Source organism: Streptomyces sp. NPDC006487 (genome assembly GCF_042870555.1).
In the GTDB taxonomy this organism is placed as follows: Bacteria; Actinomycetota; Actinomycetes; order Streptomycetales; family Streptomycetaceae; genus Streptomyces.
The window spans coordinates 91,284-117,801 of record NZ_JBIAHN010000004.1 but is presented as its reverse complement, the minus strand read 5'-3'; the positions used below and the strand labels follow the sequence as shown (position 1 = coordinate 117,801).

Annotated in this window: 18 protein-coding genes and 1 riboswitch; of the genes, 12 read left to right on the top strand and 6 right to left on the bottom strand. The window is 72.8% G+C overall.

The genetic code is table 11. The annotated features are described in order from the left end of the window. Window positions 1-37: 37 nt before the first annotated feature. The gene (locus ACFYM0_RS08005; protein ID WP_388497920.1) at window positions 38-910 is read left to right on the top strand and encodes a DivIVA domain-containing protein; all 873 of its coding nucleotides are present in this window, start codon (window positions 38-40) and stop codon (window positions 908-910) included. A 286-nt stretch (window positions 911-1,196) separates the two neighbouring features. On the opposite strand, the gene ACFYM0_RS08000 is transcribed toward ACFYM0_RS08005, so the two are convergent. Continuing rightward, the gene (locus ACFYM0_RS08000; protein ID WP_388497919.1) at window positions 1,197-2,063 is read right to left on the bottom strand and encodes a hypothetical protein; all 867 of its coding nucleotides are present in this window, start codon (window positions 2,061-2,063) and stop codon (window positions 1,197-1,199) included. Window positions 2,064-2,139: 76 nt separating this feature from the next. Next, window positions 2,140-3,729 carry an MFS transporter gene (locus ACFYM0_RS07995; RefSeq protein ID WP_388497918.1) on the bottom strand — a complete coding sequence of 530 codons (1,590 nt, stop codon included), beginning with the start codon at window positions 3,727-3,729 and terminating at the stop codon, window positions 2,140-2,142. A gap of 352 nt (window positions 3,730-4,081) precedes the next feature. On the opposite strand from ACFYM0_RS07995, the gene ACFYM0_RS07990 reads away from it, so the two are divergent. The 3 genes from ACFYM0_RS07990 to mfd all read left to right on the top strand — a co-directional run bounded on the left by ACFYM0_RS07990 (window position 4,082) and on the right by mfd (window position 11,221). Further along, window positions 4,082-4,858 (top strand): ABC transporter ATP-binding protein, encoded by a 777-nt coding sequence (locus tag ACFYM0_RS07990; RefSeq protein ID WP_279345861.1) that lies wholly within the window; start codon window positions 4,082-4,084, stop codon window positions 4,856-4,858. Next, window positions 4,855-7,428 carry an ABC transporter permease gene (locus tag ACFYM0_RS07985; protein ID WP_388497916.1) on the top strand — a complete coding sequence of 858 codons (2,574 nt, stop codon included), beginning with the start codon at window positions 4,855-4,857 and terminating at the stop codon, window positions 7,426-7,428. The genes ACFYM0_RS07990 and ACFYM0_RS07985 overlap by 4 nt, the downstream gene beginning before the upstream one ends. Window positions 7,429-7,684: 256 nt before the next feature. Further along, on the top strand, window positions 7,685-11,221 hold the full coding sequence (gene mfd, locus ACFYM0_RS07980; protein ID WP_388497914.1) for a transcription-repair coupling factor: 3,537 nt from the start codon (window positions 7,685-7,687) through the stop codon (window positions 11,219-11,221). A gap of 126 nt (window positions 11,222-11,347) precedes the next feature. On the opposite strand, the gene ACFYM0_RS07975 is transcribed toward mfd, so the two are convergent. Then, complete coding sequence (locus tag ACFYM0_RS07975; protein WP_250737350.1) at window positions 11,348-11,509, bottom strand: Rv0909 family putative TA system antitoxin; 162 nt, start codon at window positions 11,507-11,509, stop codon at window positions 11,348-11,350. Window positions 11,510-11,619: 110 nt separating this feature from the next. On the opposite strand from ACFYM0_RS07975, the gene ACFYM0_RS07970 reads away from it, so the two are divergent. Beyond that, entirely contained in the window at window positions 11,620-12,336 is a 717-nt protein-coding gene (locus tag ACFYM0_RS07970; protein ID WP_388497911.1) for an HNH endonuclease family protein, read from the top strand. A 131-nt stretch (window positions 12,337-12,467) separates the two neighbouring features. Here the strand turns inward: ACFYM0_RS07970 and ACFYM0_RS07965 are convergent, their stop codons facing one another. Further along, window positions 12,468-13,169, bottom strand: coding sequence for a hypothetical protein (locus ACFYM0_RS07965; RefSeq protein ID WP_388497910.1), 702 nt, complete (start codon window positions 13,167-13,169; stop codon window positions 12,468-12,470). Between the two features lie 145 nt (window positions 13,170-13,314). On the opposite strand from ACFYM0_RS07965, the gene ACFYM0_RS07960 reads away from it, so the two are divergent. From ACFYM0_RS07960 to ACFYM0_RS07950, 3 genes are all read left to right on the top strand, one after another. Further along, window positions 13,315-15,471, top strand: a complete 2,157-nt coding sequence (locus ACFYM0_RS07960; RefSeq protein WP_388497908.1) for an N-6 DNA methylase — start codon at window positions 13,315-13,317, stop codon at window positions 15,469-15,471. A 173-nt stretch (window positions 15,472-15,644) separates the two neighbouring features. Further along, a complete protein-coding gene (locus ACFYM0_RS07955) occupies window positions 15,645-16,301 on the top strand; it encodes a hypothetical protein (protein ID WP_388497906.1) in 657 nt (218 codons plus the stop codon). Continuing rightward, entirely contained in the window at window positions 16,298-17,806 is a 1,509-nt protein-coding gene (locus ACFYM0_RS07950; RefSeq protein ID WP_388497904.1) for a protein kinase, read from the top strand. The genes ACFYM0_RS07955 and ACFYM0_RS07950 overlap by 4 nt, the downstream gene beginning before the upstream one ends. Window positions 17,807-17,898: 92 nt before the next feature. On the opposite strand, the gene ACFYM0_RS07945 is transcribed toward ACFYM0_RS07950, so the two are convergent. Further along, window positions 17,899-20,274: a YfhO family protein gene (locus tag ACFYM0_RS07945; RefSeq protein WP_388497903.1), complete on the bottom strand. Its 2,376-nt coding sequence runs from the start codon at window positions 20,272-20,274 to the stop codon at window positions 17,899-17,901. Between the two features lie 176 nt (window positions 20,275-20,450). Between ACFYM0_RS07945 and ACFYM0_RS07940 the strand changes: the two genes are divergently transcribed. After that, window positions 20,451-21,071 carry a SurA N-terminal domain-containing protein gene (locus ACFYM0_RS07940; protein ID WP_388497901.1) on the top strand — a complete coding sequence of 207 codons (621 nt, stop codon included), beginning with the start codon at window positions 20,451-20,453 and terminating at the stop codon, window positions 21,069-21,071. 43 nt (window positions 21,072-21,114) lie between these two features. Further along, window positions 21,115-22,104: a nucleoside triphosphate pyrophosphohydrolase gene (locus tag ACFYM0_RS07935; RefSeq protein WP_388497900.1), complete on the top strand. Its 990-nt coding sequence runs from the start codon at window positions 21,115-21,117 to the stop codon at window positions 22,102-22,104. Between the two features lie 48 nt (window positions 22,105-22,152). On the opposite strand, the gene ACFYM0_RS07930 is transcribed toward ACFYM0_RS07935, so the two are convergent. Further along, window positions 22,153-23,337: a globin domain-containing protein gene (locus tag ACFYM0_RS07930; protein ID WP_388497899.1), complete on the bottom strand. Its 1,185-nt coding sequence runs from the start codon at window positions 23,335-23,337 to the stop codon at window positions 22,153-22,155. A gap of 199 nt (window positions 23,338-23,536) precedes the next feature. Between ACFYM0_RS07930 and ACFYM0_RS07925 the strand changes: the two genes are divergently transcribed. Both ACFYM0_RS07925 and ACFYM0_RS07920 read left to right on the top strand, forming a co-directional pair. Continuing rightward, the gene (locus ACFYM0_RS07925; protein WP_388498488.1) at window positions 23,537-24,805 is read left to right on the top strand and encodes a cytochrome P450; all 1,269 of its coding nucleotides are present in this window, start codon (window positions 23,537-23,539) and stop codon (window positions 24,803-24,805) included. A gap of 104 nt (window positions 24,806-24,909) precedes the next feature. After that, the gene (locus ACFYM0_RS07920; protein WP_388497898.1) at window positions 24,910-26,070 is read left to right on the top strand and encodes a transglycosylase family protein; all 1,161 of its coding nucleotides are present in this window, start codon (window positions 24,910-24,912) and stop codon (window positions 26,068-26,070) included. 276 nt (window positions 26,071-26,346) lie between these two features. Next, window positions 26,347-26,518: riboswitch (cyclic di-AMP (ydaO/yuaA leader) on the top strand.

Here is a 26,518-nt window from a genome sequence, read left to right as displayed (position 1 = left end):
CCTTGGCAAGAACCCCCGCGAGAGAGGCGCTTCCAGGATGAGTGCACCCTTTACGACCGTGCGTGGCCGTGGCTACCGGGCGGAAGAGGTGGACCGGTACCTCGCCCGGCTGTCGGGCAGCCGGGACGAGGCCTGGGAGCGGGTGGCCCGTCTGACCGTGCTGGCCAGGGACATGGAGGCGGAGGCGGAGCGGCTGCGCGTGGCGGTCTCGGGACTGGCCCCGCAGACGTACGAGGAGCTCGGCGAGCGCGCCCGCCGGATCCTGCTCCTGGCCGAGGAGGAGTCCGAGACGCTACGGGGTGACGCGCGGGCGGACGCGCTGGCGGCGGCGGGCGCCGCCGAGGCGCACGCCGAGCGGGTCACGGAGCTGGCGCGCGGCGATGCCCAGGCGGTGCGGGAGCAGACCGAGGTCCGGGCCCGGCAGGGGCTGCTGCGGGCGGGGCGCGAGGCGGACGACGCACGGACCGAGGCGCGGGACGACGCGGCGGCGTGGCGGGCGGAGGCGCAGGCGGTGCTGGCGGACGCGGCCCGCCGGGCGGACGCGCTGCTCGCGGAGCGCGAACAGGAACAGGCGGAGCGCTGGGACGCGGCGGAGCGGGAACTGGCGGCGCGGGAGGCGGAACTGGAGTCTCGGCACGCCGAGCTCGAACGGTACGCGGAGTCCCGGCTGTCGGAGGCCAAGCGGGCCTTCGCGCAGGCCCAGGAGACGGCCCGGCACGGCCAGGAGGACGCGGAGGCGAAGGCGGCGGAGCTCATCGCGGAGGCCCGGGTGCGGGAGGAGCGGGTCGGGCGGGAGACGGAGCGGATCCTGCGGGAGCACGGGGAGTCCCAGGACGAGATGCGGGCCCACATGAACCACGTCCGCTCCAGCCTGGCGGCCCTGACGGGCCGGGCGCCTGCCGAGGGGTGAGGCCGGGGTCGGGGGCCGGCTGCGGGTGGGGGCGGTGCCGGGGGCGGGGTGGGGTGTCGGCCTGGACTGCATGATTTAGGCGCCCTGGGCGTGGCTTCGACAGGGTGTGGGGTGTACCTGCGCCACACATCACGCTTTACGTCCCGGCCAACACCCCACCCCGCCCCCGTCCCCGCCCCGGCCCGATTCGCAAGCCTTCACCCCCGGCCGGAAGCCTCCGCCCCCGGCCGGGTGGGCCTTCCGGCCCCGGTCGGGTATTTCAGCCGTCCTGCGTTTGAGGACCGGGTCAGGGCCGGGGCCTGGGAACGGGGGAAGGGCGGGTGGGGGACTCCGCCCCGCGCAGCGGATCCGGCGGGGCGAAGGGGGCCGGATCGCTGCGGAGGCCGTGGGTGGTGACCACCACGTCGAAGGCGGGCGGCGCCGTCGCGGGGAGGGGCGCGGTCAGGGTCCCGTCAGGGACGACCGCGGTCGGCAGGGGCGTGCCGTTCACCTCGACCCGCGGGTTGTCCCCGAAGCCGCCGCCCGCGACGGTCAGCAGACCGTCCGTCACGGTGACCCCGGTGATCACCGGGATGCCCCGCACCGCCATCTTGTTCAACAGGTACGCCCCGGCCGGGGCCCCGGTCAGCGCCCACATCTCCGCCGGCAGCCGCGGCAGCCCGCCGCCCACGTCCGTCAGGAAGAACGCCACCACGTACAGCATCGTGACCGCGCTCAGGGCCACGTACTGCAGGTCGACCAGGTCGGTCCGCCCGCCGTCGTTCGAGATCAGGTCGTGCACCGGACGGCGCTCCGTGCCCTTCGGCGCCGGTTTGGCCATGGAGCCCCGCTCCACCCGCATGCCGACCACCGCCTTCGCCGCGATCAGGGCGGCGTACGGGCCCCCGAGCAGGGGGAGGTAGACAGTCGTCAGCGAGGACAGGGGGCCCTCGGGTCCCTGGAACCAGTCGACGCCGCCGCCCGCGGTGAGCCCGTAGCCGAGGGTCGCCAGGAGCAGCCACACCAGGATCACGGTCCAGGCCAGGGCGAGCGTGATCGAGGTGGAGAGGCGTCCGTCGCGGCCGGTGACGAATCCGGGGCGGCGCACGAGGCGCAGGACGATCGGGCCCGCCAGGGCGGCGAGTAAGGCGAGTGCGAAGAGCGCGGACGTCATGTGTGGTCCCCCCGGAAGTGCGGCGTCTCCGAAGAGGGTTACCGTCTCATCCCGAGCATGACAAGTCGCCCCGCCCTCATCCCTCCCGCTGCTCCGGCAGCAGCGGGAACCGCCGCGGCGCCACGAGCAACAGCACCAGTGCCGCCGCCACCGCCGCCAGGGTCGCGCCGAGGAAGATGTGGTCCCCGGCGGCGGCGACGGCCCGGCGCAGGTAGTCGTCGGCCTCCTGGGACAGGAGGCCGGGTTGGGCCAGGGCCTTGGAGACGTCGTCCAGGGTCGCGGGGAGCCCGGGCACCGGCGCCTGCGCCAGCCGGCCGGCGATGGTCGCGTTGGCCACGGCCCCCAGCAGCGCCGCTCCGACGCTCTGCCCGACGTTGCGGCAGAACAGCACGGAGGCCGTCGTGGTCCCGCGCTCCTCCCAGCCCACCGTGGACTGGACCCCGACGATCAGCGGGAGCTGGAAGAGGCCGAGGGCCCCGCCCAGCAGCAGCATGATCAGTACGGGCTGCCAGACCGGGGCGGGGTAGGGGAGCAGGGTGAAGGAGCCGAGGATGAGGGCGGCGAGGGAGACCCCGGTGGCGGCGGTGTTGCGGAAGCCGATGCGCCGGTAGACGTGCTGGGCGCAGGCGGCGCTGATGGGCCAGCTCAGGGTCATCGCGGAGGTGACCAGGCCGGCGCCGGTGGGGCCGAGGCCGAGTACGGACTGGGCGTACGTCGGCATGAACACCATCGGGGCGACCATCAGCAGGCCGAGCCCGGCCATGGCCAGGTTGACGGCGGCGATGGTGCGCCGGCGCCACACCCAGCCGGGCAGGATGGGCTGCTCGGCCCGGCGTTCGACACAGACGACGAGCACGCCCAGCGCGGCGGCGGCCGCGAACAGTCCCAGCGAGGGCGCCGACAGCCAGGGCCAGGCGACCCCGCCCTGCACCAGCGCGAAGAGCAGCAGCCCTCCGCAGGCGAAGACGGAGAGGGCTCCGGCCCAGTCGACCGGGCCGGTACGGCCGGGGGCCCGCGTGGGCTCGACCAGATGACGGTTGATGACCCACAGGGCGGCGGCGGCCAGCGGCAGGTTGATCAGGAAGATCCAGCGCCAGCCGGTGTACGTGGCGATCAGCCCGCCGAGCGCGGGGCCGGTCAGTGCCGAGGTGGCCCAGACCGCGGACATCCGGGCCTGGATGCGCGGCCGGTCCTTGAGCGGGTAGAGATCGGCGGCCAGGGTCTGGACGGTTCCCTGCAGGGCGCCGCCGCCCAGGCCCTGGAGGATCCGGAAGGCGATGAGGGCGGCCATGTTCCAGGCCGCCGCGCACAGCAGCGAGCCGAGCAGGAAGAGGCTGATGCCGAGGAGCAGGACGGGCTTGCGGCCGTAGGTGTCGGACAGCTTGCCGTAGACGGGCAGGGTGACCGTTCCGGCCAGGATGTAGCCCGAGAAGATCCAGGAGAAGACGGCGAAGCCGCCGAGGTCGCCGACGATCTGCGGGACGGCGGTGGCGACGACGGCGCTGTCGAGGGCGACGAGGCCCATGGTCAGCATCAGGGCGGCGACGACGGCCGTCCGGGGCCGCGGCTTGGCGGAGGCGTGGGCTCCGGGTCCTGCCGGGTCGCTCCCGGGTATGCCTCCGGCGCTGCCGTCGGTACTCGCGCCCGTGCTCTCCCCTGAGCCCATGAAAAACCCTTCCCCCCGTGCGTACCTGCGCGGACACCTTCTCACTGCGGCAGGACGGGGTGGTATCCCCGTAGGGCGCCTCGTCCCAACGGGCGAGATCCCCTAGGGGTTGCTCCTTATAAGGATCCAGGGACGGTTCGTCCCGGGGGAGGAGGAGGAAAGGCCGCGGGGCTCCTTAACTGGTTACTACAGGGCGGGAGTCCGGGGGGTAGGGGTAGCACCCCTATGGATACGGCGATTGGCACCAGCGCGCCGCGGAACTCCGCCCAGCAGACTTCGAATGAAGCGCGTCACAGCGCGCGAACCGACGAGCAGACGCATCGACACGAGGGGAAACACCGTGACAACGGCTATGACCGAAACCAGGCACGGGGGTACTGGAGGGCATGAGGCCGTCGCGGCGCGGGCGCGGAAGGTCGTCAAGGCCTACGGCTCCGGCGAGACGCGGGTCGTCGCCCTCGACGCGGTGGACGTGGACATCCAGCGCGGCCAGTTCACCGCGATCATGGGGCCCTCGGGCTCCGGCAAGTCCACGCTGATGCACTGCCTGGCCGGTCTGGACACGGTCACGAGCGGCCAGATCTTCCTGGACGACACCGAGATCACCGGTCTGAAGGACAAGAAGCTCACGCAGCTGCGCCGCGACCGGATCGGTTTCATCTTCCAGGCCTTCAACCTGCTGCCGACGCTCAACGCCCTGGAGAACATCACGCTCCCCATGGACATCGCCGGCCGCAAGGCCGACGCGGAGTGGCTGAACCGGGTCGTGGAGACCGTGGGTCTGGCGGGCCGCCTCAAGCACCGTCCGACCGAGCTCTCCGGCGGCCAGCAGCAGCGCGTGGCAGTCGCCCGCGCCCTGGCGTCCCGGCCCCAGATCATCTTCGGCGACGAGCCCACCGGAAACCTCGACTCCCGGGCCGGCGCGGAGGTCCTCGGCTTCCTGCGCCGTTCGGTGAACGAGCTGGGCCAGACCATCGTCATGGTCACCCACGACCCGGTCGCCGCCTCCTACGCGGACCGCGTCATCTTCCTCGCGGACGGCCGGATCGTGGACGAGATGCACCGGCCCACCGCCGACCAGGTCCTGGACCGCATGAAGGACTTCGACGCCCGTGGGCGGACGTCATGACCGTCATGAAGACCGCGCGGCGCAACTTCCTCGCGCACAAGGGGCGGATGGCGCTCTCCGCCGTGGCCGTCCTGCTCTCCGTCGCCTTCGTCTGCGGGACGCTGGTGTTCACGGACACCATGAACACCACCTTCGACAAGCTGTTCGCGGTGACCAACGCCAATGTCACCGTCAGTCCGAAGGAGGCCGAGACCACCGGGGAGACCCCCGACACCGGCAAGCCGCAGGCGCTGCCGGGCTCGGTCGTCGAGCAGGTGAGGAAGGCCGAGGGCGTGAAGTCCGCCGAGGGCGGCGTGTCCTCGATGGCGGTCACCGTCGTCGACTCCAAGAACGAGAACCTCGGCTCGACCACGGGAGCACCGACCTTCGCGGGCAACTGGACCGAGAACGAACTGAGGTCGATGAAGATCATCGAGGGGCAGGCCCCGCGCGGCCCCACCGATGTGATGATCGACGGCGACACGGCGAAGAAGCACCACCTCAAACTGGGTGACGACATCCGCACCATCGCCGTCACCGGCGACATCCGCTCCAAGATCACCGGTATCGCCGCCTTCACCGTGACCAACCCCGGCGCGACCGTCGTCTACTTCGACACCGCCACCTCCCAGCAGAAGCTGCTCGGCGCGCCGGACGCCTTCACGCACGTGAACGTCACCGCCAAGGACGGGGTGAGCGACGCCCAGCTCAAGCAGAACGTCGCCGCCGCCGTCGGTGCCGACGCCTACAAGCTGCAGACCGCCAAGGAAGCCGCGGACGCCAACCGCAAGAGCATGGACTTCCTCGACATCATGAAGTGGGTGATGCTCGGCTTCGCCGCGATCGCCTTCCTCGTCGGGATCTTCCTGATCTTCAACACCTTCTCGATGCTGGTCGCCCAGCGCACCCGTGAGATCGGCCTGATGCGAGCCATCGGCGCCGACAGCGGCCAGGTCCTCAAATCGGTGGTCATCGAGGCCCTGCTGCTCGGTGTCGTCGGCTCGATCCTCGGCGTCGCCGCAGGCATCGGCCTGGCCGTCGGCCTGATGCAGCTCATGAGCGGGCTCGGCATGAGCCTGTCCACCGAGGACCTCACCATCGCCTGGACCACCCCGGTCATCGGGATCGTCCTCGGCGTCGTCGTCACCGTCGTCTCCGCCTTCATCCCGGCCCGCCGGGCCGGCAAGGTCTCCCCGATGGCCGCCCTGCGCGAGTCCGGTACCCCCGGCGACAAGAAGGCCGGCCGGATCCGCGCCGCCCTGGGCCTGGGCCTCACCGGCATCGGCGCCGCGGCCCTCTACCTCGCCGGCAGCGCCGACGCCGCCGGCACCGGGGCGCAGTGGCTGGGTCTGGGCGTGCTGTTCAGCCTCATCGGGTTCATCGTGATCGGCCCGCTCCTCGCGGGCGTCGTGGTCCGGGCCCTGTCCGCCCCGGTGCTGCGCCCCTTCGGCTCCATAGGCCGCCTCGCCGAGCGCAACGCGCTGCGCAACCCGCGGCGCACCGGCGCCACCGCCGCCGCGCTGATGATCGGCCTCGCGCTGGTCGCCTGCCTGTCGGTGGTCGGCTCCTCGATGGTGGCCTCGGCCACCGACGAGCTCGACAAGTCGGTCGGCGCGGACTTCATCGTCCAGTCCCAGACCGGGCAGCCGGTCGTACCGCAGGCCGAACAGGCGCTGCGCCGGACGCAGGGCCTGGCGCACGTCACCGCCTACCGGGAGGTCGACGCCAAGATCACCGCCCCCGACGGCACCACCGAGGGCGACGGCCTCGGGGTCCAGGACCCCACCTACGCCCAGGACGTCCGCCGCAAGACGACGGCCGGCGAGCACGCGGACGCGTACAAGCCGGGCTCGATGTCGGTGGGCTCCGAATACGCCACCAAGCACCGGGTCAAGCTCGGTGACGAGCTGACGGTCGCCTTCACCGGCGGCAAGACCGCCAAGCTCAAGGTCGCGGCGATCACCAGCGACGAGGGCAACCTCGACAAGGGCATGAAGTACGTCAGCACCGCCGTCGCCGAGGCGAACCTGCCCGCCGACAAGCTGCCCAGGCCCTTCATGGTGCTGGCCACCGCGAAGGACGGCCAGGACGAAGCCGCCTACGCGGCCGTCAAGTCGGCGCTGGCCGAGTACCCGCAGTACCAGGTGCTCAACCAGACGGACTACAAGCAGGCGCTCAAGGACCAGGTCGGCCAGCTGCTGAACGTGGTCTACGCGCTCCTCGCCCTCGCGATCATCGTCGCGGTCCTCGGCGTGGTGAACACCCTGGCCCTCTCGGTGGTCGAGCGGACCCGCGAGATCGGCCTGATGCGCGCCATCGGCCTCTCCCGCCGCCAGCTGCGCCGCATGATCCGCCTGGAGTCGGTGGTCATCGCCCTCTTCGGAGCCCTGCTGGGCCTCGGGCTCGGCATGGGCTGGGGCGCCACCGCCCACCAGCTCCTCGCACTGGAGGGCATGAAGATCCTCGAGATCCCGTGGCCCACCATCCTCGGCGTGTTCGCCGGCTCCGCCCTGGTCGGCCTGCTGGCCGCACTGGTCCCGGCTTTCCGGGCGGGCCGGATGAACGTCCTGAACGCGATCGCCAGCGAGTAGTCGCCGGCCGGTCGTACGGGGGAGCGCCCCGGCCCCGTCTCACCCGTTCGGGTGGGCCGGGGCCGGGGTCGTTCGCGGCAGGACCGGGTGTCCCGCCGCCACCGCCACGAGCGACCCGAATCCCGGCCGGATCCCACGCGCGGCCGTCGGACCCGCGTCGTAGGGTGGGAACCCCCGGCCCGTTCGACGTGTCGGGTCCTTCGCGTTGCCGCCCCGCGGGAACTCGCCGCACCTCACCGGACGGAAAGCCGCCTTCATGAGCCTGCACGGACTGCTCGACGCCGTCACCCGGGACCCCGCACTCGCCGAGGCGGTCACCGCGGCCGGGGACGGCAACCGCATGCACGTGGACCTCGTCGGCCCGGCCGCCGCGCGGCCCTTCGCCATCGCCGCGCTGGCCGCCCGTACGGGGCGCACCGTGCTCGCGGTCACCGCCACCGGGCGGGAGGCGGAGGACCTGGCCGCCGCGCTGCGCTCGATGCTCAACCCCGACGAGGTCGCGGAGTACCCGTCCTGGGAGACGCTCCCGCACGAGCGCCTGAGCCCGCGCAGCGACACCGTCGGCCGCCGCATCGCCGTACTGCGCCGCCTCGCGCACCCGAGCAAGGACGACCCTGCCGCGGGCCCGGTCTCCGTGGTCGTCGCGCCGATCCGGTCCGTGCTCCAGCCGCAGGTCAAGGGGCTCGGGGACCTGGTCCCGGTGAGCTTGCGCCAGGGCGAGAGCGTGGACCTCGGCGCGGTGACGCAGGCACTCGCCGCCGCCGCGTACGCCCGGGTCGAGCTCGTCGAGAAGCGCGGGGAGTTCGCGGTGCGCGGCGGCATCCTCGACGTGTTCCCGCCCACCGAGGAGCACCCGCTGCGCGTGGAGTTCTGGGGCGACGAGGTCGAGGAGATCCGTTACTTCAAGGTCGCCGACCAGCGCTCCCTGGAGATCGCCCAGCACGGCCTGTGGGCCCCGCCCTGCCGGGAGCTGCTCCTCACCGACCAGGTGCGCGAGCGCGCCGCGGCCCTCGCCGAGCTCCACCCCGAGCTCGGCGAACTGCTGCACAAGATCGCCGAGGGGATCGCGGTCGAGGGCATGGAGTCCCTGGCCCCGGTCCTGGTCGACGACATGGAGCTGCTGATCGACGTACTGCCGGCCGGTTCGATGGCCGTCGTGTGCGACCCGGAGCGGGTGCGGACGCGGGCCTCCGACCTGGTGGCGACCTCGCAGGAGTTCCTGATGGCCTCCTGGGCCGCCACCGCCGGCGGTGGCGAGGCCCCCATCGACGTGGGTGCGGCCTCGCTCCGCGGAATCGCCGACGTACGGGAACACGCGCGCGAGCTCGGCATGATGTGGTGGTCGGTGTCCCCGTTCGCCGCCGACGAGGACGCAGCGGTCGGCAGCGACAGCCTGACCCTCGGCATGCACGCCCCCGAGGCCTACCGCGGCGACACCGCCCGCGCGCTCGCCGACACCAAGGCCTGGATCGCCGACGGCTGGCGCACCGTCTTCCTGACCGAGGGCCACGGCCCGGCCGCCCGTACCGTCGAGGTGCTGGGCGGCGAGGGCATCGCGGCCCGCCTCGAGGCGGACGTCACCGTCCTGGAGCCCTCGCTGGTCCACGTCTCGTGCGGCTCCCTCGACAACGGCTTCGTCGACCCGGTCCTCAAGCTCGCCGTCCTCACCGAGACCGACCTGACCGGCCAGCGCACCGCCACCAAGGACCTCGGCCGGATGCCGACCCGGCGCCGCAAGACGATCGACCCCCTCACCCTGGAGGTCGGCGACTACATCGTCCACGAGCAGCACGGCGTCGGCCGCTACATCGAGATGGTGCAGCGCACCGTTCAGGGAGCCACCCGCGAGTACCTGCTCGTCGAGTACGCGCCGGCCAAGCGCGGCCAGCCCGGCGATCGCCTCTACATCCCCACCGACCAGCTGGAGCAGGTCACCAAGTACGTCGGCGGCGAGGCCCCGACCCTGCACCGGCTCGGCGGAGCCGACTGGACCAAGACCAAGGCGCGCGCGAAGAAGGCGGTCAAGGAGATCGCCGCCGACCTGATCAAGCTCTACAGCGCCCGCATGGCGGCCCCCGGCCACACCTTCGGCCCCGACACCCCCTGGCAGCGCGAGCTGGAGGACGCCTTCCCGTACGCGGAGACCCCCGACCAGCTCACCACCATCGCCGAGGTCAAGGAGGACATGGAGAAGTCGGTCCCCATGGACCGGCTGATCTGCGGCGACGTCGGCTACGGCAAGACCGAGATCGCCGTGCGCGCGGCCTTCAAGGCGGTCCAGGACGGCAAGCAGGTCGCCGTCCTCGTCCCGACCACGCTGCTGGTCCAGCAGCACTTCGGGACCTTCTCCGAGCGGTACGCGCAGTTCCCGGTCAAGGTGAAGGCGCTGTCCCGCTTCCAGAGCGACACCGAGTCCAAGGCGACGCTGGAGGGCCTGCGCGAAGGTTCCGTCGACATCGTCATCGGCACGCACCGGCTGTTCTCGCAGGAGACCAAGTTCAAGGACCTGGGCCTGGTCATCGTCGACGAGGAGCAGCGGTTCGGCGTCGAGCACAAGGAGCAGCTGAAGAAGCTGCGCGCCAACGTCGACGTGCTCACCATGTCCGCGACCCCCATTCCGCGCACCCTGGAGATGGCGGTGACCGGCATCCGCGAGATGTCCACGATCACCACCCCGCCCGAGGAGCGCCACCCGGTCCTGACCTTCGTCGGCCCCTACGAGGAGAAGCAGATCGGCGCCGCGATCCGCCGGGAGCTGCTCCGCGAGGGCCAGTGCTTCTACATCCACAACCGGGTCGAGTCCATCGACCGGGCGGCCGCCAAGCTCCGCGAGATCGTGCCCGAGGCGCGCATCGCGACGGCGCACGGCCAGATGTCCGAACAGGCCCTGGAACAGGTCGTGGTGGACTTCTGGGAGAAGAAGTTCGACGTGCTCGTCTCCACGACGATCGTCGAGTCCGGCATCGACATCTCCAACGCCAACACCCTCATCGTCGAGCGCGGCGACAACTTCGGCCTCTCCCAGCTCCACCAGCTGCGCGGCCGCGTGGGCCGCGGCCGCGAGCGCGGGTACGCGTACTTCCTGTACCCGCCGGAGAAGCCGCTGACCGAGACCGCGCACGAGCGGCTCGCGACGATCGCCCAGCACACCGAGATGGGCGCGGGCATGTACGTGGCGATGAAGGACCTGGAGATCCGCGGCGCGGGCAACCTGCTCGGCGGCGAGCAGTCCGGGCACATCGCGGGCGTCGGCTTCGACCTCTACATCCGGATGGTCGGCGAGGCCGTGGCCGACTACAGGTCCGCGATCGACGGCGGTGTGGAGGAAGAGCCCCCGCTGGAGGTCAAGATCGAGCTGCCGGTTGACGCGCACGTCCCGCACGACTACGCGCCGGGCGAGCGGCTGCGCCTCCAGGCGTACCGGTCCATCGCGTCGGCCAACTCCGAGGAGGACGTCAAGGCGGTCCGAGAGGAGCTCACCGACCGCTACGGCAAGCTGCCGGAGCCGGTGGAGAACCTGCTGCTGGTGGCCGGACTGCGGATGCTCGCCCGCGCCTGCGGGGTCGGCGACATCACCCTGCAGGGCCCCAACATCCGCTTCGGGCCGGTGGAGTTGCGCGAATCGCAGGAACTGCGGCTGAAGCGGCTCTACCCGGGCTCGGTGATCAAGCCGGCCGCCTCGCAGGTGCTGGTTCCGCGGCCGAAGACGGCCCGGGTGGGCGGGAAGCCGCTGGTCGGGCGGGAACTGCTGGGCTGGACCGGGGAGTTCCTCGCCACGATCCTCGGCTCGTAGGCGTGGCGCGCACGGGCGCGCCACGACCCCCGGCTCGTCGGCGCGCACACGGTGCGGGCGGACACGGCGACGGCCGCGACGGGACCTTCCGGTCCCCGGTCGCGGCCGTTCGCGTTCCCGCGGGGGCTACTTGTTCGGGTCGTCGTCGATGCCGAGCTTCTCTTCCATCTGCTGTTGGGCCTTGTCGACTTGGTCGGCGTACTTGTTGCCGGTCTTCTCGTTGACCTCTTGTTCGAGGTTGTCCGAGATGTCCTTGCCCTTGTCCTTGAACCTGTCGAAAATCCCCATGCTCGGGCTCCTTCCGTAATCCCGTTTGCGACGCTACGCCCGTTTGGGGTGGTTCGCCCGCTGGAGAGTCGGAACGCCCCGTAAAGCCATGAAGTTTATGATCTTGTCCTATGCGCCCCCACCTGCTGGTTCCCGCCCTCCTGTTCGCCGCGGCCGTCGCGCTCTCCGGCTGTACGGGGCTTCCCGGGCCCGGCGCCGGTGCGGGTGTGAACGCCCGCGGCCCGGCGAACGGGCCGGTGGCCCTGGCCTCGGTGGACGGGCTCGCGGTGAAGGGGCGGGCGCCGAAGACGGGGTACGCGCGCGAGCGGTTCGGCAAGGGCTGGCTGGACACGGACGGCAGCGGCTGCGGGACCCGCGAGGACATCCTCAAGCGGGACCTGGCCCGGACCACCTTCAAGGACGGCTGCAAGGTGCTGACCGGGGTGCTGGAGAGGGACCCCTACACCGGGGCCCGCATCATGCACGAGCGGGGCCGCACCGGCGTGGACATCGATCACGTCGTGGCCCTCTCCGACGCCTGGCAGAAAGGGGCCGGCGGCTGGGACAAGGGCAAGCGGATCGCCTTCGCCAACGATCCGCTGAACCTGCTCGCGGTCGACGCCGCGGCCAACCGCAAGAAGGGGGACGGTGACGCGGCCACCTGGCTTCCGCCGGACCGCGGGTACCGCTGCCGCTACGTCGCGTCCCAGATCGCGGTCAAGCAGAAGTACGGCCTGTGGGTCACGCCCGGTGAACGCGACGCGATGAAGCGGGTGCTGACCGGCTGTCCCGGGGAGCGCCTGCCGGCCGGGGGCAACCCCACCCGCCCGCCGGAGCGGCTGCGCTGATCCACCCCGCAGGGTCGGGTCCCGGGCCGCCGTTTCGGCCCGGCCCCGGACCACCCCCCTGCATCAGGTCGCGGGGCACCCTGTGCCGGGCCCCGGACCACCCCCTGCAACTCCCTGCCTCAGGGCTTTGATCAGCCCTTCTTCCAGTCCTGGCAGTCGGCGGTCTTGAAGAAGCCGTCCCCGGCGGCGATCGTCACGACGGCCTGACCCTCGGGGTTCTCGTTGGCGATGATCGTTTCGATGCTGCCGGTCGCGTCCTTGGTGCGCTCCCAGTAGCAGCCGCTGCCGTCCTCGGTGGAGCCGGCGGACTTGTAGGTGCCCGGGGCGACGTCGACGCCGACCTTGAGCATGCCGGCCTTGCCGGAGATCTCGGCCTTCGGGGTGCCCTTGGCCTTCGGGTCCACGAGCTCCCAGCCCTTGCAGCCCTCGGTCTTGAAGATCTTGTCGGTGGCGGCGATGGCCACGTAGGTGGAGCCGACGGCGTTGTCGTTGTCGATGATCGAGTCGGCCTCGCCCTTGGAGTCCTTGGCGCGCTCCCAGTAGCAGTTGTCGTCGGCCTTGTTGCCCGTCGAGCGGTAGAGCCCCGGCTGGACGTCGGAGCCGACCTGGAAGGTGCCGGTGCCCTTGACGGCCGACTTCGCCTTGCCCGCGTCGGCGGCCGGGGTGCTGCTCGACTTCGCCGGCTTCGAGGCGGCCGCGTCGGCGCCCTTGCCGGTGGTGGTGTCGGCGCCGCCGCACGCGCTGAGCGTCACCAGGGCGATGGCCGCGCCGCAGCCCGTCAGAACCTTGCGGGCGTTTCGGGCGGTCCAACTGGCGGGCGTGGTGTGGGACATGTGTGTGGCTCCTGCCTCATCTGACGACCTGTTCGGTGTGGTCATCACAGCAGATGCCTGTGAACCGAGTCAACGAGTTTCGTGTGGATTATTAAATTCACACTGTGAATGGGTCTCTCCTCTTTGCAGCGGTATGCTCGCGCACATGCCGGAGCAGAAGCCCCCCACCGAGGCCCCAGCCGCCCCATCCACGTCCGAGGCCACGCCCGACGCCACGTCCGAGGCCACGCCCGACGCCACCCCCGAAGTCACCGCCGCCGAGATCGCCCGCCTCGCGGGAGTCGGCCGCGCCGCCGTGAGCAACTGGCGCCGCCGGCATGCCGACTTCCCCCGTCCCGTCGGCGGCACCGACACCAGCCCCTCCTTCGCCCTGCCGGAGGTCACCGGCTGGCTCCGGGCCCAGGGCAAGCTCGCCGAAGTCCCGCTGCGCGAACGGGTCTGGCAGTACGTCGCCTCCCACCCCGGCGGCTCCGTGGCCGCGCTCGTCAAAGCCGGGAGCGCGCTGCTCCTCGTACGGGACCGGCCCAGGGAGTGGCTGGAGGCCTCGGCCGTCTCCGACGCGCGGATGGCCACCCTGCTGGCGCCCGCCGTCGACCGGGTGCTCGCCCTGCGGTTCGGGCCCGCGCACCCGCTCGGAGCCACCGGCCCCCTGCGGCCCACCGCGATGCCCTTCCTGCGGGCCGCCGCCGAGCTCGCCGCCGAACTCGGCACCAGGGGAGCCTTCGAGTTCCTGCTCGGCCGCCACCTCGAAGCCAACCCCCGGCAGTACACGCTCACTCCGGACGGCCTCGCCATCCTCATGGCCGCCCTCGCCGGGCCCTCGGCCCGGACCGTCCTGGACCCCGCCTGCGGCACCGGCAGCCTGCTGCGGGCCGTCCCCGGAGCCACCACCCGCTACGTGCAGGACAGTTCGCCCGAACTCGCCTCCCTCGCCGCTCTGCGCCTCGCCCTGCAGTCGGACGCGCCGGTCCGCGCGGCGGCCGCCGACAGCCTGCGCGCCGACGCCTTCGCGCGCCCCGCCGCCGAACCGGTCGACGCCGTGCTCTGCCACCCGCCGTTCAACGAACGCAACTGGGGCCACGAGGAGCTGTCCTACGACCCGCGCTGGGAGTACGGGCTGCCCGCCCGCGCCGAATCCGAACTCGCCTGGGTCCAGCACGCCCTCGCCCACCTGCGCGAGGGCGGCACCGCCGTCCTGCTCATGCCGCCCGCCGCCGCCGCCCGCCGCTCGGGCCGCCGCATCCGGGCCGACCTGCTGCGCCGGGGCGCGCTGCGGGCCGTCGTCGCCCTCCCGGCCGGCGCCGCGCCTCCGTACGGGATCCCGCTGCACCTGTGGGTGCTGCGCAGGCCCGCCCCGCACGCGGCGCCCCCCTCCGGGCTGCTCCTCGTGGACACCACCGCACTCGCCGACGGTCCCGGAGCGGGTCCGGGGCGGGCCGGCTGGGCCACCGTGCACAGCGCGGTGGAGGAGTCCTGGACGGCGTACGAGCGCGGCGGCCCGGCCCCCGACGTCCCGGCCCCCGACGTCCCGGGCGTGCGCCGCGTGGTGCCCGTCGTGGACCTGCTCGACGACGATGTGGACCTGACCCCGGCCCGCCACCTGCCGCCGCCCGCCGCGGGCGGCGGCGTGGCCGAGCTGACCGCCGTACGGGACCGGCTGGACTCGACGCTGACCCGCGCGGCCCGGCTCACCCCGCCCGCCCCGCCCGCCGTCTCCCCGGATGGGCCCGCCGCGGCGCCCGCCCGGCTGCCGATGACCACCGTCGGCGAACTCGCCCGCGCCGGAGCCCTGCTCCTGGCCACGGGCACCGGCGCCGGCGAGGGCCGGGCCCCCGTCCTGACCGAGCACGACGTGAGCGCTGGCACCGGACCCACCGGCACTCTGACCGCAGCCGCGGAGCCACCGCTGCTCACCGCACCGGGGGACGTGGTCGTCCCGCTGACCGGAGGCGCGGGCGTGGCCCGCGTGGTCGACGCGGCCACCGCCGGGGCGGCGCTCGGCCGGGGCCTGCAGTTGCTGCGTCCCGACCCGGCCGCGCTGGACCCCTGGTTCCTGGCCGGCTTCCTGCGCGCCACCGCCAACAACCGCCGCGCCAGCAGCCACGCGTCCACCACGACCCGGCTCGACGTGCGCCGCCTCGAACTGCCCCGGCTGCCACGGACCGAGCAGGAGGTCTACGGGGCGCGGTTCCGGGCGCTGGCCGAGTTCGAGGACGCCCTGCGGCTGGCCGCCCGGCTCGGGGAGCAGCTCGTACAAGGGCTGTACGACGGGCTGTCGGACGGCACGGTCCGGCCGGAGTGAGCGCCAGGGGGTGTCTTGCCGATCAGGCCGGGCTGCGACCGTACAACGGTTGAGCGCATCCCCTCACTCCCGGCCGGGAACGCTGTATACCCTCAGACGCGGAATCCTCCGCACTTCTCAGCCCTTCTCGCCCTTCCTCCACCCTTCCTCCGCACGGCCCGTCAGGAGCAGCGATGCACGGCCCCGGCACCCCGCCGCCCCACGGTCACCAGCCCAGCACCGGGGGCGTGGTGGCGCTCCGCGTGCTGTTCGCGCTGCTGCCCATCCTGAGCTGCGGGTTCCTCGCCTGGGGGACGATGCTGCGGCTCGCGCTGGTCACCCGCAAACCCCGGGACTGGTGGCTGTTCGGGGCCTCGTGCGCGGCCGAGGTCCTCTCGCTGGCGCTGATCGGCGCGGACCCGACCCCGGACGCCAGCGCCTGGCAGGGCAACGCGGGGGCCTTCGGCACGCTCCTGAACGGCCTCGTGGTGTGCATCTACTACCTGGTCGCCGAGATCCGGCACTTCGAGGCGCTCAAGGCCGGGCCCGCCGCGGCCGGCTGGTACCCGCCGCCCGCCTCCCCCTACGTACCGCCCCAGCAGCAGGCCGGGCCCGCCTACGGATACCCGCCGGCGGCCCAGACCGCCCAGCAGCCGCAGCACCAGCAGCCGCAGCACCAGCAGCCGCAGCACCAGCCCCAGCCCCAGCAGCCCGCCCCGCAGCAGGCCCCGGAGTCCGCGCCCGCCCCGACGCCGCCCCCGCGCATCGGGCAGGTCCGCGCCGAACTCGACGAGCTCAGCGAGCTCCTGCGCCGCCAGCAGCCGCCCCACAACGAGGGCCCCCGCCCGTGACGGACCGGCTCATCGGCGACCGCTACCAGCTCGCCACCATCCTCGGCCAGGGCGGCATGGGCCAGGTCTGGACGGCCTACGACCGGCGCCTGGACCGCCGTGTCGCGGTCAAACTGCTCCGCCCCGACAAGGTGGCCGGCCCCGGCTCCGTGGCCGAGGAGCTGCGCCGCCGCTTCGTGCGCGAATGCCGGGTCACGGCGCAGGTGGACCACCCCGGGCTGGTCACCGTGCACGACGCGGGCAGCGACGGGGACGAGCTGTACCTCGTCATGCAGTACGTGGAGGGCGCCGACCTCGCCGACCACCTCGCCGAGCACGACCCGTACCCGTGGCCCTGGGCGGTGTCGGTCATCGCGCAGCTGTGCTCGGTGCTGTCGGCCGTGCACGCGGTGCCGATCGTCCACCGTGACCTGAAGCCGCGCAACGTCATGGTCCGCCCGGACGGGACCGTGCTCGTCCTGGACCTCGGTGTCGCCTCCGTGATGGACACCGACACCACCCGCCTCACCAGCACCGGTTCGCCGATCGGCAGCCCCGCGTACATGGCCCCCGAACAGGCCATGGGCGGGGCCGTCGGCCCGCACACCGACCTCTACGCGCTCGGCGTGGTCCTGTACGAGCTGCTGTCCGGCAACGTCCCCTTCGCCGGCTCCACCGCGCTCGGGGTGCTCCACCGTCATCTGTACGAACCCCCGCTCCCGGTGCGCCAGTTGCGCCCCGAGGTGCCGCAGCAGCTGGAGGCCCTGCTCCTGAAGCTGCTGGCCAAGGACCCGCAGGACCGGCCCGCCTCCGCGCAGGCGGTGTACGCGGCCCTCGCGCCGCTGCTGCCCCACCACGGCTCGGGCGCCCCCACCGGCCCCCTCGACCCGACCCGCCCCTTCCTGCGCCCGCAGGCCCCCTGGCCCGACCGGGCCCACGTGATCCCGCCCCGGCCGGCGACCCCGCCCCCGCCGCCGCGGCCGGACGTCCCGGCGGCCGTCGAGGAGGCCAAGAAGCTCCTCGACCAGGGCATGCTCACCCAGGCGGTGGACATCCTCGGCGGCATCCTCCCGGCGGCGGCCGAGCAGCACGGCGCGCACTCGCCTGTGGTCCGCTCCCTGCGCAAGCAGTACGCGGCCACCCTGATGGACGACGGCCAGTACCGCCGCGCCCTGCCCGAACTGCGCCGGCTCGCCGAGGAGTTCCCGGCAGGCGACCCGCAGTCCCTGCGCTTCCGCTACGACGCGGCCCAGTGCCTGGAACAGCTCGGCGAACCGGGGGCCGCCCTCGCCGAGTACCGCGCGCTGCTGCCGCTCTTCGAGAACCACTACGCGAACCCGGACCCGGGCCTCCCGCTGGAGGTCCGCCGCCGGATAGCGCACCTGCTGCTCTCCCTCGGCGACCGCCCGGCGGCCCACGACACCCTGGCCCGCCTCCTCTTCGACGCGGAACGCCTGCACGGCCCGAACCACCCCTTCACCGAGGAGGTCCGCCGGACCCTGCTCTGGCTGGGCCAGGTCCGCTGACGCCCCGGCCGGCGCAGGTCGCGACGAGCCTCCGGCCGGTGCAGTCGCGCTGACGCCCCGGCCGGCGCAGGTCGCGCCTTCGCCCCGGCGCGTCAGGTCCGCCGACGCCGCCGGTCCGACGCGAGCGGCCCGGGCCGGCCGGGCAGCCCCAGCAGGGCGAGCAGGCCCAGCACGGCCGCCCCGGCGACGGCCGCGCCCGGGACGAGGCCCGGGGGCCGGAAGGTGCAGTCGATGCCGGTGGTGCGGCCGTCCAGCGGGATCGCGATCAGGCCCAGCCGGGTGGCGGCCGGGCGGCCGTTGCAGGTCCAGCCCGCGATCGCGGGGGCGGAGAGCACCGCCGTGCCCGTGCTGCCCGGCGGGAGCACCGCGCGGACGCCCGAGGAGCCGACCCGTACGGACACCGCCGCCGTGGCGCGCAGGCGGTCGACGGCCGCCGCCAGCAGGGAGCGGTCCAGGCAGGCCAGCTGCCGGTGCTCCGGAGCCGCCTGCTCGAAGACCAGCGCCGAGGCAGGGCCGCGGGAGACCCCCAGGGGCTGCAGGGCGGCCCTGTTGCGCGGCGGGTTGGCGTTCAGCCGGAAGGCCGGTCCGTCCGCGAGCCGGGCCGTCCCGTTGTATTCCGGGGCCCACAGGAAGGCCTCCGTCCCCGCCCGGCAGACCCCGGGGGAGAGCGGATCCTCGTAGACCCGCGCCCCCAGCAGCAGCTCCTGGTTGGCGAAGGGAGAGGCCCCGTACGCCGGCTGCGGACCCGGCGGGCGGACCGTGACCAGCGGCGGGACCTCGGCGCGGGTCACCGTGCCGTCGGGCCGCAGCCGGGCCCCGACGGAGAACACGGCGTCCGTCACCGGGTTGTCGAGGCTCTGCACATTGCGCCCGCGCGAGGTCCAGCCCGCCCCGAGGGCCGCCATGGTCCGCGTGAACAGGTCCGGGGTGTGGCTGCTGTAGTACGCGCCGCCCTCCCCGCCCAGCAGCATCGGGTCGTTGCCGGTCAGTGCGGGCCGCCCGGCGTCCGTGCGGTACGCGGGCCACCCCTCGGCTCCCGCCAGGGCCCCGGCGCGCGCGGTGTGCGCCGCGCCCCACACGGGGTAGTCGTCCAGGCCCGCCAGCTTGCCCCGCTGCCCGTTGGCGGTGGTCGCCGCCGCCTGGGCCAGCAGGACCAGCGCCAGCACGGCCGCCGCCGGCAGCACCAGGCGCCGGTGGCGCAGCGCCCACCAGGCGGCGCCCGCCAGGGCCAGGCCGCCGCCGAAGAGGGCGAGCCCCCACGGGGTCGCGAGCCCGCTCCCGCTCGCCGCGAGCAGCACCACCGCCAGCACCGCCGCCCCGCCCGCCAGCGCCCGCGCCCCCGGCGGGCCGGCCGACAGCCCCGCCCAGGCGGCCATCACCACGATCCCGGCCAGCACGAAGGTCTGCCGGTAGGGGCTGCCGTTGGGCGTCGCGAAGAGGTGCCATGCCAGGTGCGTCGGCATCCACTGGAAGGACAGCGGCACCAGCAGGACGAGCCCCGTCCACACCAGGCGCTCCCGCCCGGCCACCGCCCGGTGGAAGGGCAGGGCCGCCGCGAGCAGCAGGGTCCCGGTGCCGATGAACAGGGCGGGGGAGGAGAAGGAGTAGGTGGCGGGCAGCAGCCGGGCCAGCATGTCCTCGGTCGCCACCGGCACGAACGGCTTGAACCACCCCGGGTAGGCCTGCTTCGAGCTGAGGAAGAGGGGGACGAGCACCGGCGCCGACAGGGCGACGCCCAGCGTGGTGGTGAGCGCCGCCCGCAGGAGGCCTCGCAGCCGCTCCCGCGCGCCCTCCCGGGTGAGGAGCAGCCGGACCAGCAGCACCAGGACCGCGCCCAGCGTCGCCATGTAGGCGGTGTAGAAGTTCGCCGTCCAGCAGAGCGCCACCACCACGACGGCCGCCACCGGCCGGCGCGAGCGCAGCGCCCACTCACCCGTCAGACACAGGAGCGGGAAGGCGATCAGCCCGTCCATCCACATCGGGTTGTACGAGGCCTCGATCACCGACCAGCCGCAGAGCGCGTACGAGGCCCCGAGCAGCCCCGCCGCCCACGCCGGCCCGCGCCGCTGGGTGCGCAGCAGCCATGTCATCGCCGCCGCGGCGGCCGCCGTCTTGAGCACGGTGACCACGTACACCGCGAGGTCGATGTCCTGGCGCGGGAACAGCCCCACCAGGACCGCGAACGGGCTGGTCAGGTAGGTCCCGAAGTCGGGCAGGAAACTGGTGCCGTACCCGGACTGCCAGTTCAGCAGCAGTCCGCCCGCGGCGCGCCCGTGCAGCAGGTCCCACAGGTGCGCGTGGAAGGGCACGAACTGATTGCCGAGGTCGTTGATGCTGCGGTGGCGCGGCCCGTACGGGAAGACGCGCGCCACGGCGTCTCCGGCGCACACGGCCACCGTCGTGACCAGGGCGGCGAGCGCCGAGCCGAGCAGGGAGCGGCGGCGCGGGGAGCGGTGCGGTGTCGACATGGTGGGCCGACCGTGGCACTCCCGGTGGGCCGAAGGGTGGCCATCGGTGGACGCGAACCCCAACACCCCCGGAATCGTTGGTCGAACCAGTGGCTCTGATCACCCCGACTGCATAACATCGATCACCGCACGGCCCTTGTGCACCGAAGCACAATCTCCCGGCCCTGGAGGCTCCTTTGCACCGTCGCACAGCGCTCTCCGTTTCCGCCGCCCTGCTCCTGGCGGCCCCTCTGCTGTCCGCGTGCTCGGGCGAAGCCCGCCCCGGCACCGCGGCCGTGATCGGCGGCGAACGGATCACCACCTCCGCGCTCCAGGCCCAGGTGAACGACGTCCGCACCGCACAGAACCGCTCCGAACACGCGGCCGAGCTCATCGCGGCCGTCCCGCAGCTCGACCGGGTCAAGCTCAGCACCATGCTGCAGAGCCGGATCCTGGACCGGATGGCGAAGGACGCCGGGATCACCGTCACCCCCAAGGAGCTCCAGGAGGCCCGCAAGGCCTACGACGAGGGCAACCGCGGGGCCGAGGCGTTCGAGGAGGCCATCCTGCAGAAGGCCGCCGTCGCTCCCGACCAGATCGAGCGCTGGGTCCGGGACCAGGTGCTCTTCGAGAAGCTGAACGCCAAGTACGGCGAGGGCAAGCTCGCCGAGCCCGCCGCGAAGGCCGCGGCCGGGCTCGGCATCGAGGTCAACCCGCGCTACGGCGTCTGGGACCCCCAGCGGGTCACCCTCGGCGAGCACTCCACCCCGTGGATCACCCAGGTCACCCGGCCCGAGCAGCCCCCCACCGGCGCCTAGCCCGACGGCCCGGGCCGTCCCCGCGGGGAGGTAGGTTCGGAGGGTGACTGACGACGTGTCCTCCGAGCCCACCGGCCGCATCGTGCTGCTGACCACGAGCCACCGGGTGGCCCCCGGCGTGCTGTCCTGGCCGGCCTGGCAGACCCTGCACGCCGCGGACCGGGTGCTGTGCGCCGACCCGGGCCACGTCCAGCTCCCCTACCTCCGCGACGCGGGCGTCGAGGTGGCCCTGGAGACCCCCGACGCCCAGGCGCTGATCGAGGAGTGCGCCGGCGGGCACACGGTCGTCGTCCTGCTGAGCGGTGAGGGAGACCGGCGGCTCACCGACGGGCTGGCCCGCTTCGCCGGCTCGGGCCGCGTCGCCGTACCGGACCTGGAGCTGCTGCCGGGCTCGTACGATCTGCCGGGCGCGCGCCTCCTCGACCTCGTCCAGGTCATGGACCGGGTCCGGCGCGAATGCCCCTGGACCTCGGAGCAGACGCACGAGGGACTGGCCAAGTACGCCATCGAGGAGGCCTACGAGCTGGTCGAGGCCATCGAGGACGGGGACCGCGAGGAACTGCGCGAGGAACTCGGGGACGTCCTGCTCCAGGTCGTCTTCCACGCGCGCATCGCCGAGGAGGGCGGCCCCGGTGAAGAGGACGAGCCGTTCTCCATCGACGACGTGGCAGGGGCCCTCGTCGAGAAGCTGATCCACCGGCACCCGCACGTCTTCGGCGACGCGACCGCGGAAACCCCGCAGGACGTGCACGCACACTGGCAGCGCACCAAGCAGGTGGAGAAGCAGCGGGAGTCGGTGACCGACGGGATCCCGCTCGGCCAGCCCGGTCTCGCGCTCGCGGCCAAGCTGGCGGGCCGCGCCCGTGCCGGGGAGGTGCCCGTGGAACTGCCCCGCGGAGAGGGCGTCGGGTACGAACTGCTGGACCTGGCGGCGCGTGCCGAGGCGGCGGGGACCGACCCCGAGACCGCACTGCGCGCGGCGGCCCGGACCTACCGGGACGCGATCCGTGCGGCCGAGGGCGTCGGCGGATAGCCCTCGGCAGCGGGAGCCATCCCGCGACGGTGTCAGGCAGCGGTGTTCTCAGTACCCCCGGGGCGCGCGGCCCGACGGGTTGTGCCAGTGCGGGTCGGGGCGGTTGAGGAACCACTCGCCGAAGCCCATCGGGCGGCTTCCGTCCTCGTGGCTCTTGCCACTGGCAGGTACGGAGTCGTAGAAGATCCGGTCGGGGCGCGCGCCGAGCTCCTCCAGGAGGTACGAGGTCTCCCGGATGAACTGCGGCGGACCGCTGAGGTAGACGTCCTGGTCGGGCCAGAGCCCGCGGTTGCTGAGCGCGGTCGCCAGCCGGTCGGTGGCCTGGTTGCGGTGCCGGCCGGGAGCGGGGGTGATGTAGGTGACGCTCAGCCAGCCGAGGGAGGCCGCGTACTCGTCGATGAGCGGGCGGTCGTAGAGGTGGGCGGCGTCGCGTGCGACCACGAAGAGCCGTACGTCCTGATCGGGAGGGTGTTCCGCCAAGTCCTCCAGCATGGCGCGGACGGGTGCCCAGCCGGTGCCGGCGGCTATGAAGCTGACCGGGCGGTCCTCGCGGCGGAAGGTCATCTGCCCGCCGGCCGCGCCGACCCGCAGTACGTCCCCGGGCTGCGTCTCACGGATCAGGGCGGTGCTGAGGCGGCCCCCCTCGATCCGGCTCACGTGCAGGTCGAGCGTCCCGTCGGCGCGCGGCGCGTTCCCCAGGGAGTACGTGCGCCAGGTCGTCGGCACCCGGTCGCTGCTCACGCTCGCGTACTGGCCGGGGAGATGGGGGAAGTGCGTGTGCGGGCGGAGGGTGAGGACGCCGATGTCCTCCCCGTACAGCAGGTGGCGCACGACTTCGGCGTCCCACCAGGGTGGGTCCTCGCTCTCGGCGGCGCCGGCCATCATCGCGTCGGCGATCATCTGATACGCCTCTGACCAGGCCTTTTCCGTCTGGGGGTGCCAGGCGGAACCGGAGGCCTCGGCGAGCGCGGCGATGAGACTGGTGCCCACGGCCGCGTAGTGCTCGGGCCCCGCCAGGAACTTGCGGTGGTCGCGGCCGAGGTCGCGGAGATAGGGGACGAGCGTTTCGTTCTCCAGGTGGGCGATCACATGGGTGAGCGCGGCGAAGAGCCGGTCCCGCTGTCGTTCCATGTCTTCGAAGGAGGCCGGGAAGAGCTCACGGACTCCGGGGTTGTGCCAGAACAGGTGGGAGTAGAAGAACTTGACCGCATGCTCGGCCCGTCTCTCCACCACCGCGAAGCTGCTTTTCAAGATCCTCACATCCACAAAACCGAAAGTAGGAACGCCACGGAACGTGAGGTCAAGCCAGAGCCGATCTACGGACAGCCGCGACAACCACCCCATATGGGGTGATGGGCGAGCGGCGGGATACGGTCTCCGGGTGCACGAGCAGACCCCCGCAGCCCCCGAAGAGCCCGCCGCCGACCAGTCCGTGGTCGGATCCGCGGATGCGTCCGCCCCACCGCCGACCCTGTTCGACTGGGAGTTCGCGACCGACCCGTACCCGGCGTACGCCTGGCTCCGCGAGCACGCGCCCGTGCACCGCACCACGCTCCCGAGCGGCGTCGAGGCCTGGCTCGTCACCCGGTACGCCGATGCCCGCCAGGCCCTCGCCGACCAGCGGCTCAGCAAGAACCCGGCCCACCACGAGGGCTCCGCGCACGCCAAGGGCCGGACCGGGATCCCGGGGGAGCGCAAGGCCGAGCTGATGACCCACCTCCTCAACATCGACCCGCCCGACCACACCCGGCTGCGTCGCCTGGTGTCGAAGGCGTTCACCCCGCGCAGGGTCGCCGAGTTCACCCCGAGGGTGCAGGAACTGACCGACCACCTCATCGACCGGTTCTGTGAGAAAGGTGAAGCCGACCTCATCCACGAGTTCGCCTTCCCGCTCCCCATCTACGCCATCTGCGAGATGCTCGGCGTACCACGAGAGGACCAGGACGACTTCCGCGACTGGGCGGGCATGATGATCCGCCACGGCGGCGGCCCGCGCGGCGGGGTCGCCCGGTCCGTGAAGCAGATGCGCACCTATCTGGGGGAGCTCATCCACCGCAAGCGCGACGATCTCGGCGACGACCTGATCTCCGATCTGATCCGTGCCAGCGACCACGGCGACCACCTGACGGAGGCCGAGGCCACCGCCATGGCCTTCATCCTTCTGTTCGCGGGGTTCGAGACCACCGTGAACCTGATCGGCAACGGGGTCCACTCCCTCTTCATGAACCCGGAGCAGCGCGAGCGCCTCCAGCTCTCCCTCGCCGCCGGCGAGAGCGGGCTGCTGGCCACCGGCGTGGAGGAGCTGCTGCGCTACGACGGCCCCGTGGAGCTGGCCACCTGGCGGTTCGCCACCGAAGCCTTCGTGCTCGCAGGTCAGGACATCGCCGCCGGAGACCCCGTACTGGTGGTCCTGGCGGCCGCCGACCGGGACCCCGAACGGTTCGACGACCCGGACGCCCTGGACCTCTCCCGGACCGACAACCAGCACCTCGGCTACGGGCACGGCATCCACTACTGCCTGGGCGCCCCGCTCGCCCGGCTCGAAGGGCAGACCGCGCTCGCCACCCTGCTGACCCGGCTGCCCGATCTGGAACTGGCCGTGGCTCCCGGGGAGCTGCGCTGGCGCGGCGGGCTCATCATGCGGGGGCTGCGGACGCTTCCGGTCCGCTTCACCGTCGAATCAAAAGCCCAAAACGCCTGAAACCATCCTGACCGGAAGTCAGTTGGCTGCCCAAACTTGTGACTGGCGTTCGAAGGCCGCTAGGTTCTGCCGTTACCCCGCCGTTATGCGAAAGGTGCAGCCTCATGCGTTCCGGGAACGGCCGCCACAGACGCCCCCGACAAGTGCCCGCACTTGTCGTCACCGCCGGAGTCACCGGCACCGCACTCGCCTTGCCCCTGCTCGCCGCCACGGGCGCGAGCGCCGCGGAGACCTCCACATGGGACAAGGTCGCCGAGTGCGAGAGCGGCGGTACGTGGAGCGCCAACTTCGGCGGTGGCACGTACGGCGGGCTGCAGTTCAGCCAGGAGCAGTGGAAGAGCGCCGGCGGACTGGACTTCGCCGAGCGCGCCGACCTCGCCAGCCGCTCCCAGCAGATCGCCGTGGCCGAACGGGTCCTGGCTTCCCAGGGCCCCCAGGCATGGCCGCTGTGCGGGGTGCAGGCCGGTCTGACGCAGGACGCGCCCGCCGCCGAGGTGGACCCGGGCCTGCCCGGCGGTTCCGGATCCGCCGCCCCGGCTCCGTCCCGCCCGGACGCCTCCGTGCCCCACACCGGCTCGGGCAAGCAGTCCACGGACTTCGGAGCCCCGACGCAGAAGGGTCCGACCCCGTCGGCCTCGGTGCTGCCCGACTATCCGATCGGCGTGCCGGGCGAACTGCCCGTCATGCCGCTGCCGGAGCTGGAGACGCCGCCTCCCGGCCTCCCGGGCGACCCGACGGCTCCCACGAGCCCCGCGGACCCCACCGCCCCGACGGACCCCACCACTCCGGTGAACCCCACCACTCCCACACCGCCGTCCGTGGACCCGACCCTGCCGGTGGGGCCGACGCAGCCGGTGGACCCGACGGCTCCGGTGACTCCGTCCGCCCCGGGGAACTCGGCGAATCCGGCGAACCCGGGGAATCCGGCGAACCCGACACTTCCGGTCAACCCGGTTGATCCCACGGCCCCGACGACTCCGGCCGCGCCCGGCGAGTCCGCCTCCCCGACCGCTCCGGCGGCCTCCGGTGCGAGCGAGGGCGGCGGCAAGCACCGCGGCCCGGCCGCCGTCGAGACGCCCGCCGTGCCTGACGCCGCGTCGGACCCGACGTACACCGTGAAGGAGGGCGACAGCCTGATCGAGATCGCGGACGCCAACGGGGTGAAGGGTGGCTGGAAGGGTCTCTACGAGGCCAACGAGCAGGTCATCGGCGGCGATGCGGACCTGATCAAGCCCGGCCAGAACCTGGATCTAACGCATCAATAAGGACACTTGAAGCGCCCGGAACCAGCTGATTGTCCGTTTTCTGTAAGTGAGACATGTGTCTCTTCAGGTCAACTGGCGTGTCCGGCCCGGAGGGTTCCGCAAACCCCGCCCTCACCTGCGCAAACGCCCTTCCGGGGAGCGCAAGTAGGCACTGTTTCCCCCCGATGTCGCTCGTTGAACATCGGGGGGAGACCTGTCTACCTTCTGAATCGCTCGCCACCGCGGGCTCCTTCGACCGCATCGCCGAATCCTGCCGGCGGACGGAGGGAACACTCGTCGCGTAAAGCGCCGAAGGCAGGAGCGGGGGAACCAAGGTAGGCGCCGGTAGCGGCCGTTGAGAGACGGTCACATCGCCGGCTAGGGGTTAAGCCAAGCGCTAGGTCGCTCGGCCGGGCACTCACTCGCCCGAACCCGACAGCTCACCTCGTAGGCGTCGGTGAGGAGAACT

Excerpts from the sequence above, each read along its gene's own strand:
- ACFYM0_RS08005 (WP_388497920.1), top strand. The coding sequence starts at position 38 with ATGAGTGCACCCTTTACGACCGTGCGTGGCCGTGGCTACCGGGCGGAA.
- ACFYM0_RS08000 (WP_388497919.1), bottom strand. The coding sequence starts at position 2,063 with ATGACGTCCGCGCTCTTCGCACTCGCCTTACTCGCCGCCCTGGCGGGC.
- ACFYM0_RS07995 (WP_388497918.1), bottom strand. The coding sequence starts at position 3,729 with ATGGGCTCAGGGGAGAGCACGGGCGCGAGTACCGACGGCAGCGCCGGA.
- ACFYM0_RS07990 (WP_279345861.1), top strand. The coding sequence starts at position 4,082 with ATGACCGAAACCAGGCACGGGGGTACTGGAGGGCATGAGGCCGTCGCG.
- ACFYM0_RS07985 (WP_388497916.1), top strand. The coding sequence starts at position 4,855 with ATGACCGTCATGAAGACCGCGCGGCGCAACTTCCTCGCGCACAAGGGG.
- mfd (WP_388497914.1), top strand. The coding sequence starts at position 7,685 with ATGAGCCTGCACGGACTGCTCGACGCCGTCACCCGGGACCCCGCACTC.
- ACFYM0_RS07975 (WP_250737350.1), bottom strand. The coding sequence starts at position 11,509 with ATGGGGATTTTCGACAGGTTCAAGGACAAGGGCAAGGACATCTCGGAC.
- ACFYM0_RS07970 (WP_388497911.1), top strand. The coding sequence starts at position 11,620 with ATGCGCCCCCACCTGCTGGTTCCCGCCCTCCTGTTCGCCGCGGCCGTC.
- ACFYM0_RS07965 (WP_388497910.1), bottom strand. The coding sequence starts at position 13,169 with ATGTCCCACACCACGCCCGCCAGTTGGACCGCCCGAAACGCCCGCAAG.
- ACFYM0_RS07960 (WP_388497908.1), top strand. The coding sequence starts at position 13,315 with ATGCCGGAGCAGAAGCCCCCCACCGAGGCCCCAGCCGCCCCATCCACG.
- ACFYM0_RS07955 (WP_388497906.1), top strand. The coding sequence starts at position 15,645 with ATGCACGGCCCCGGCACCCCGCCGCCCCACGGTCACCAGCCCAGCACC.
- ACFYM0_RS07945 (WP_388497903.1), bottom strand. The coding sequence starts at position 20,274 with ATGTCGACACCGCACCGCTCCCCGCGCCGCCGCTCCCTGCTCGGCTCG.
- ACFYM0_RS07920 (WP_388497898.1), top strand. The coding sequence starts at position 24,910 with ATGCGTTCCGGGAACGGCCGCCACAGACGCCCCCGACAAGTGCCCGCA.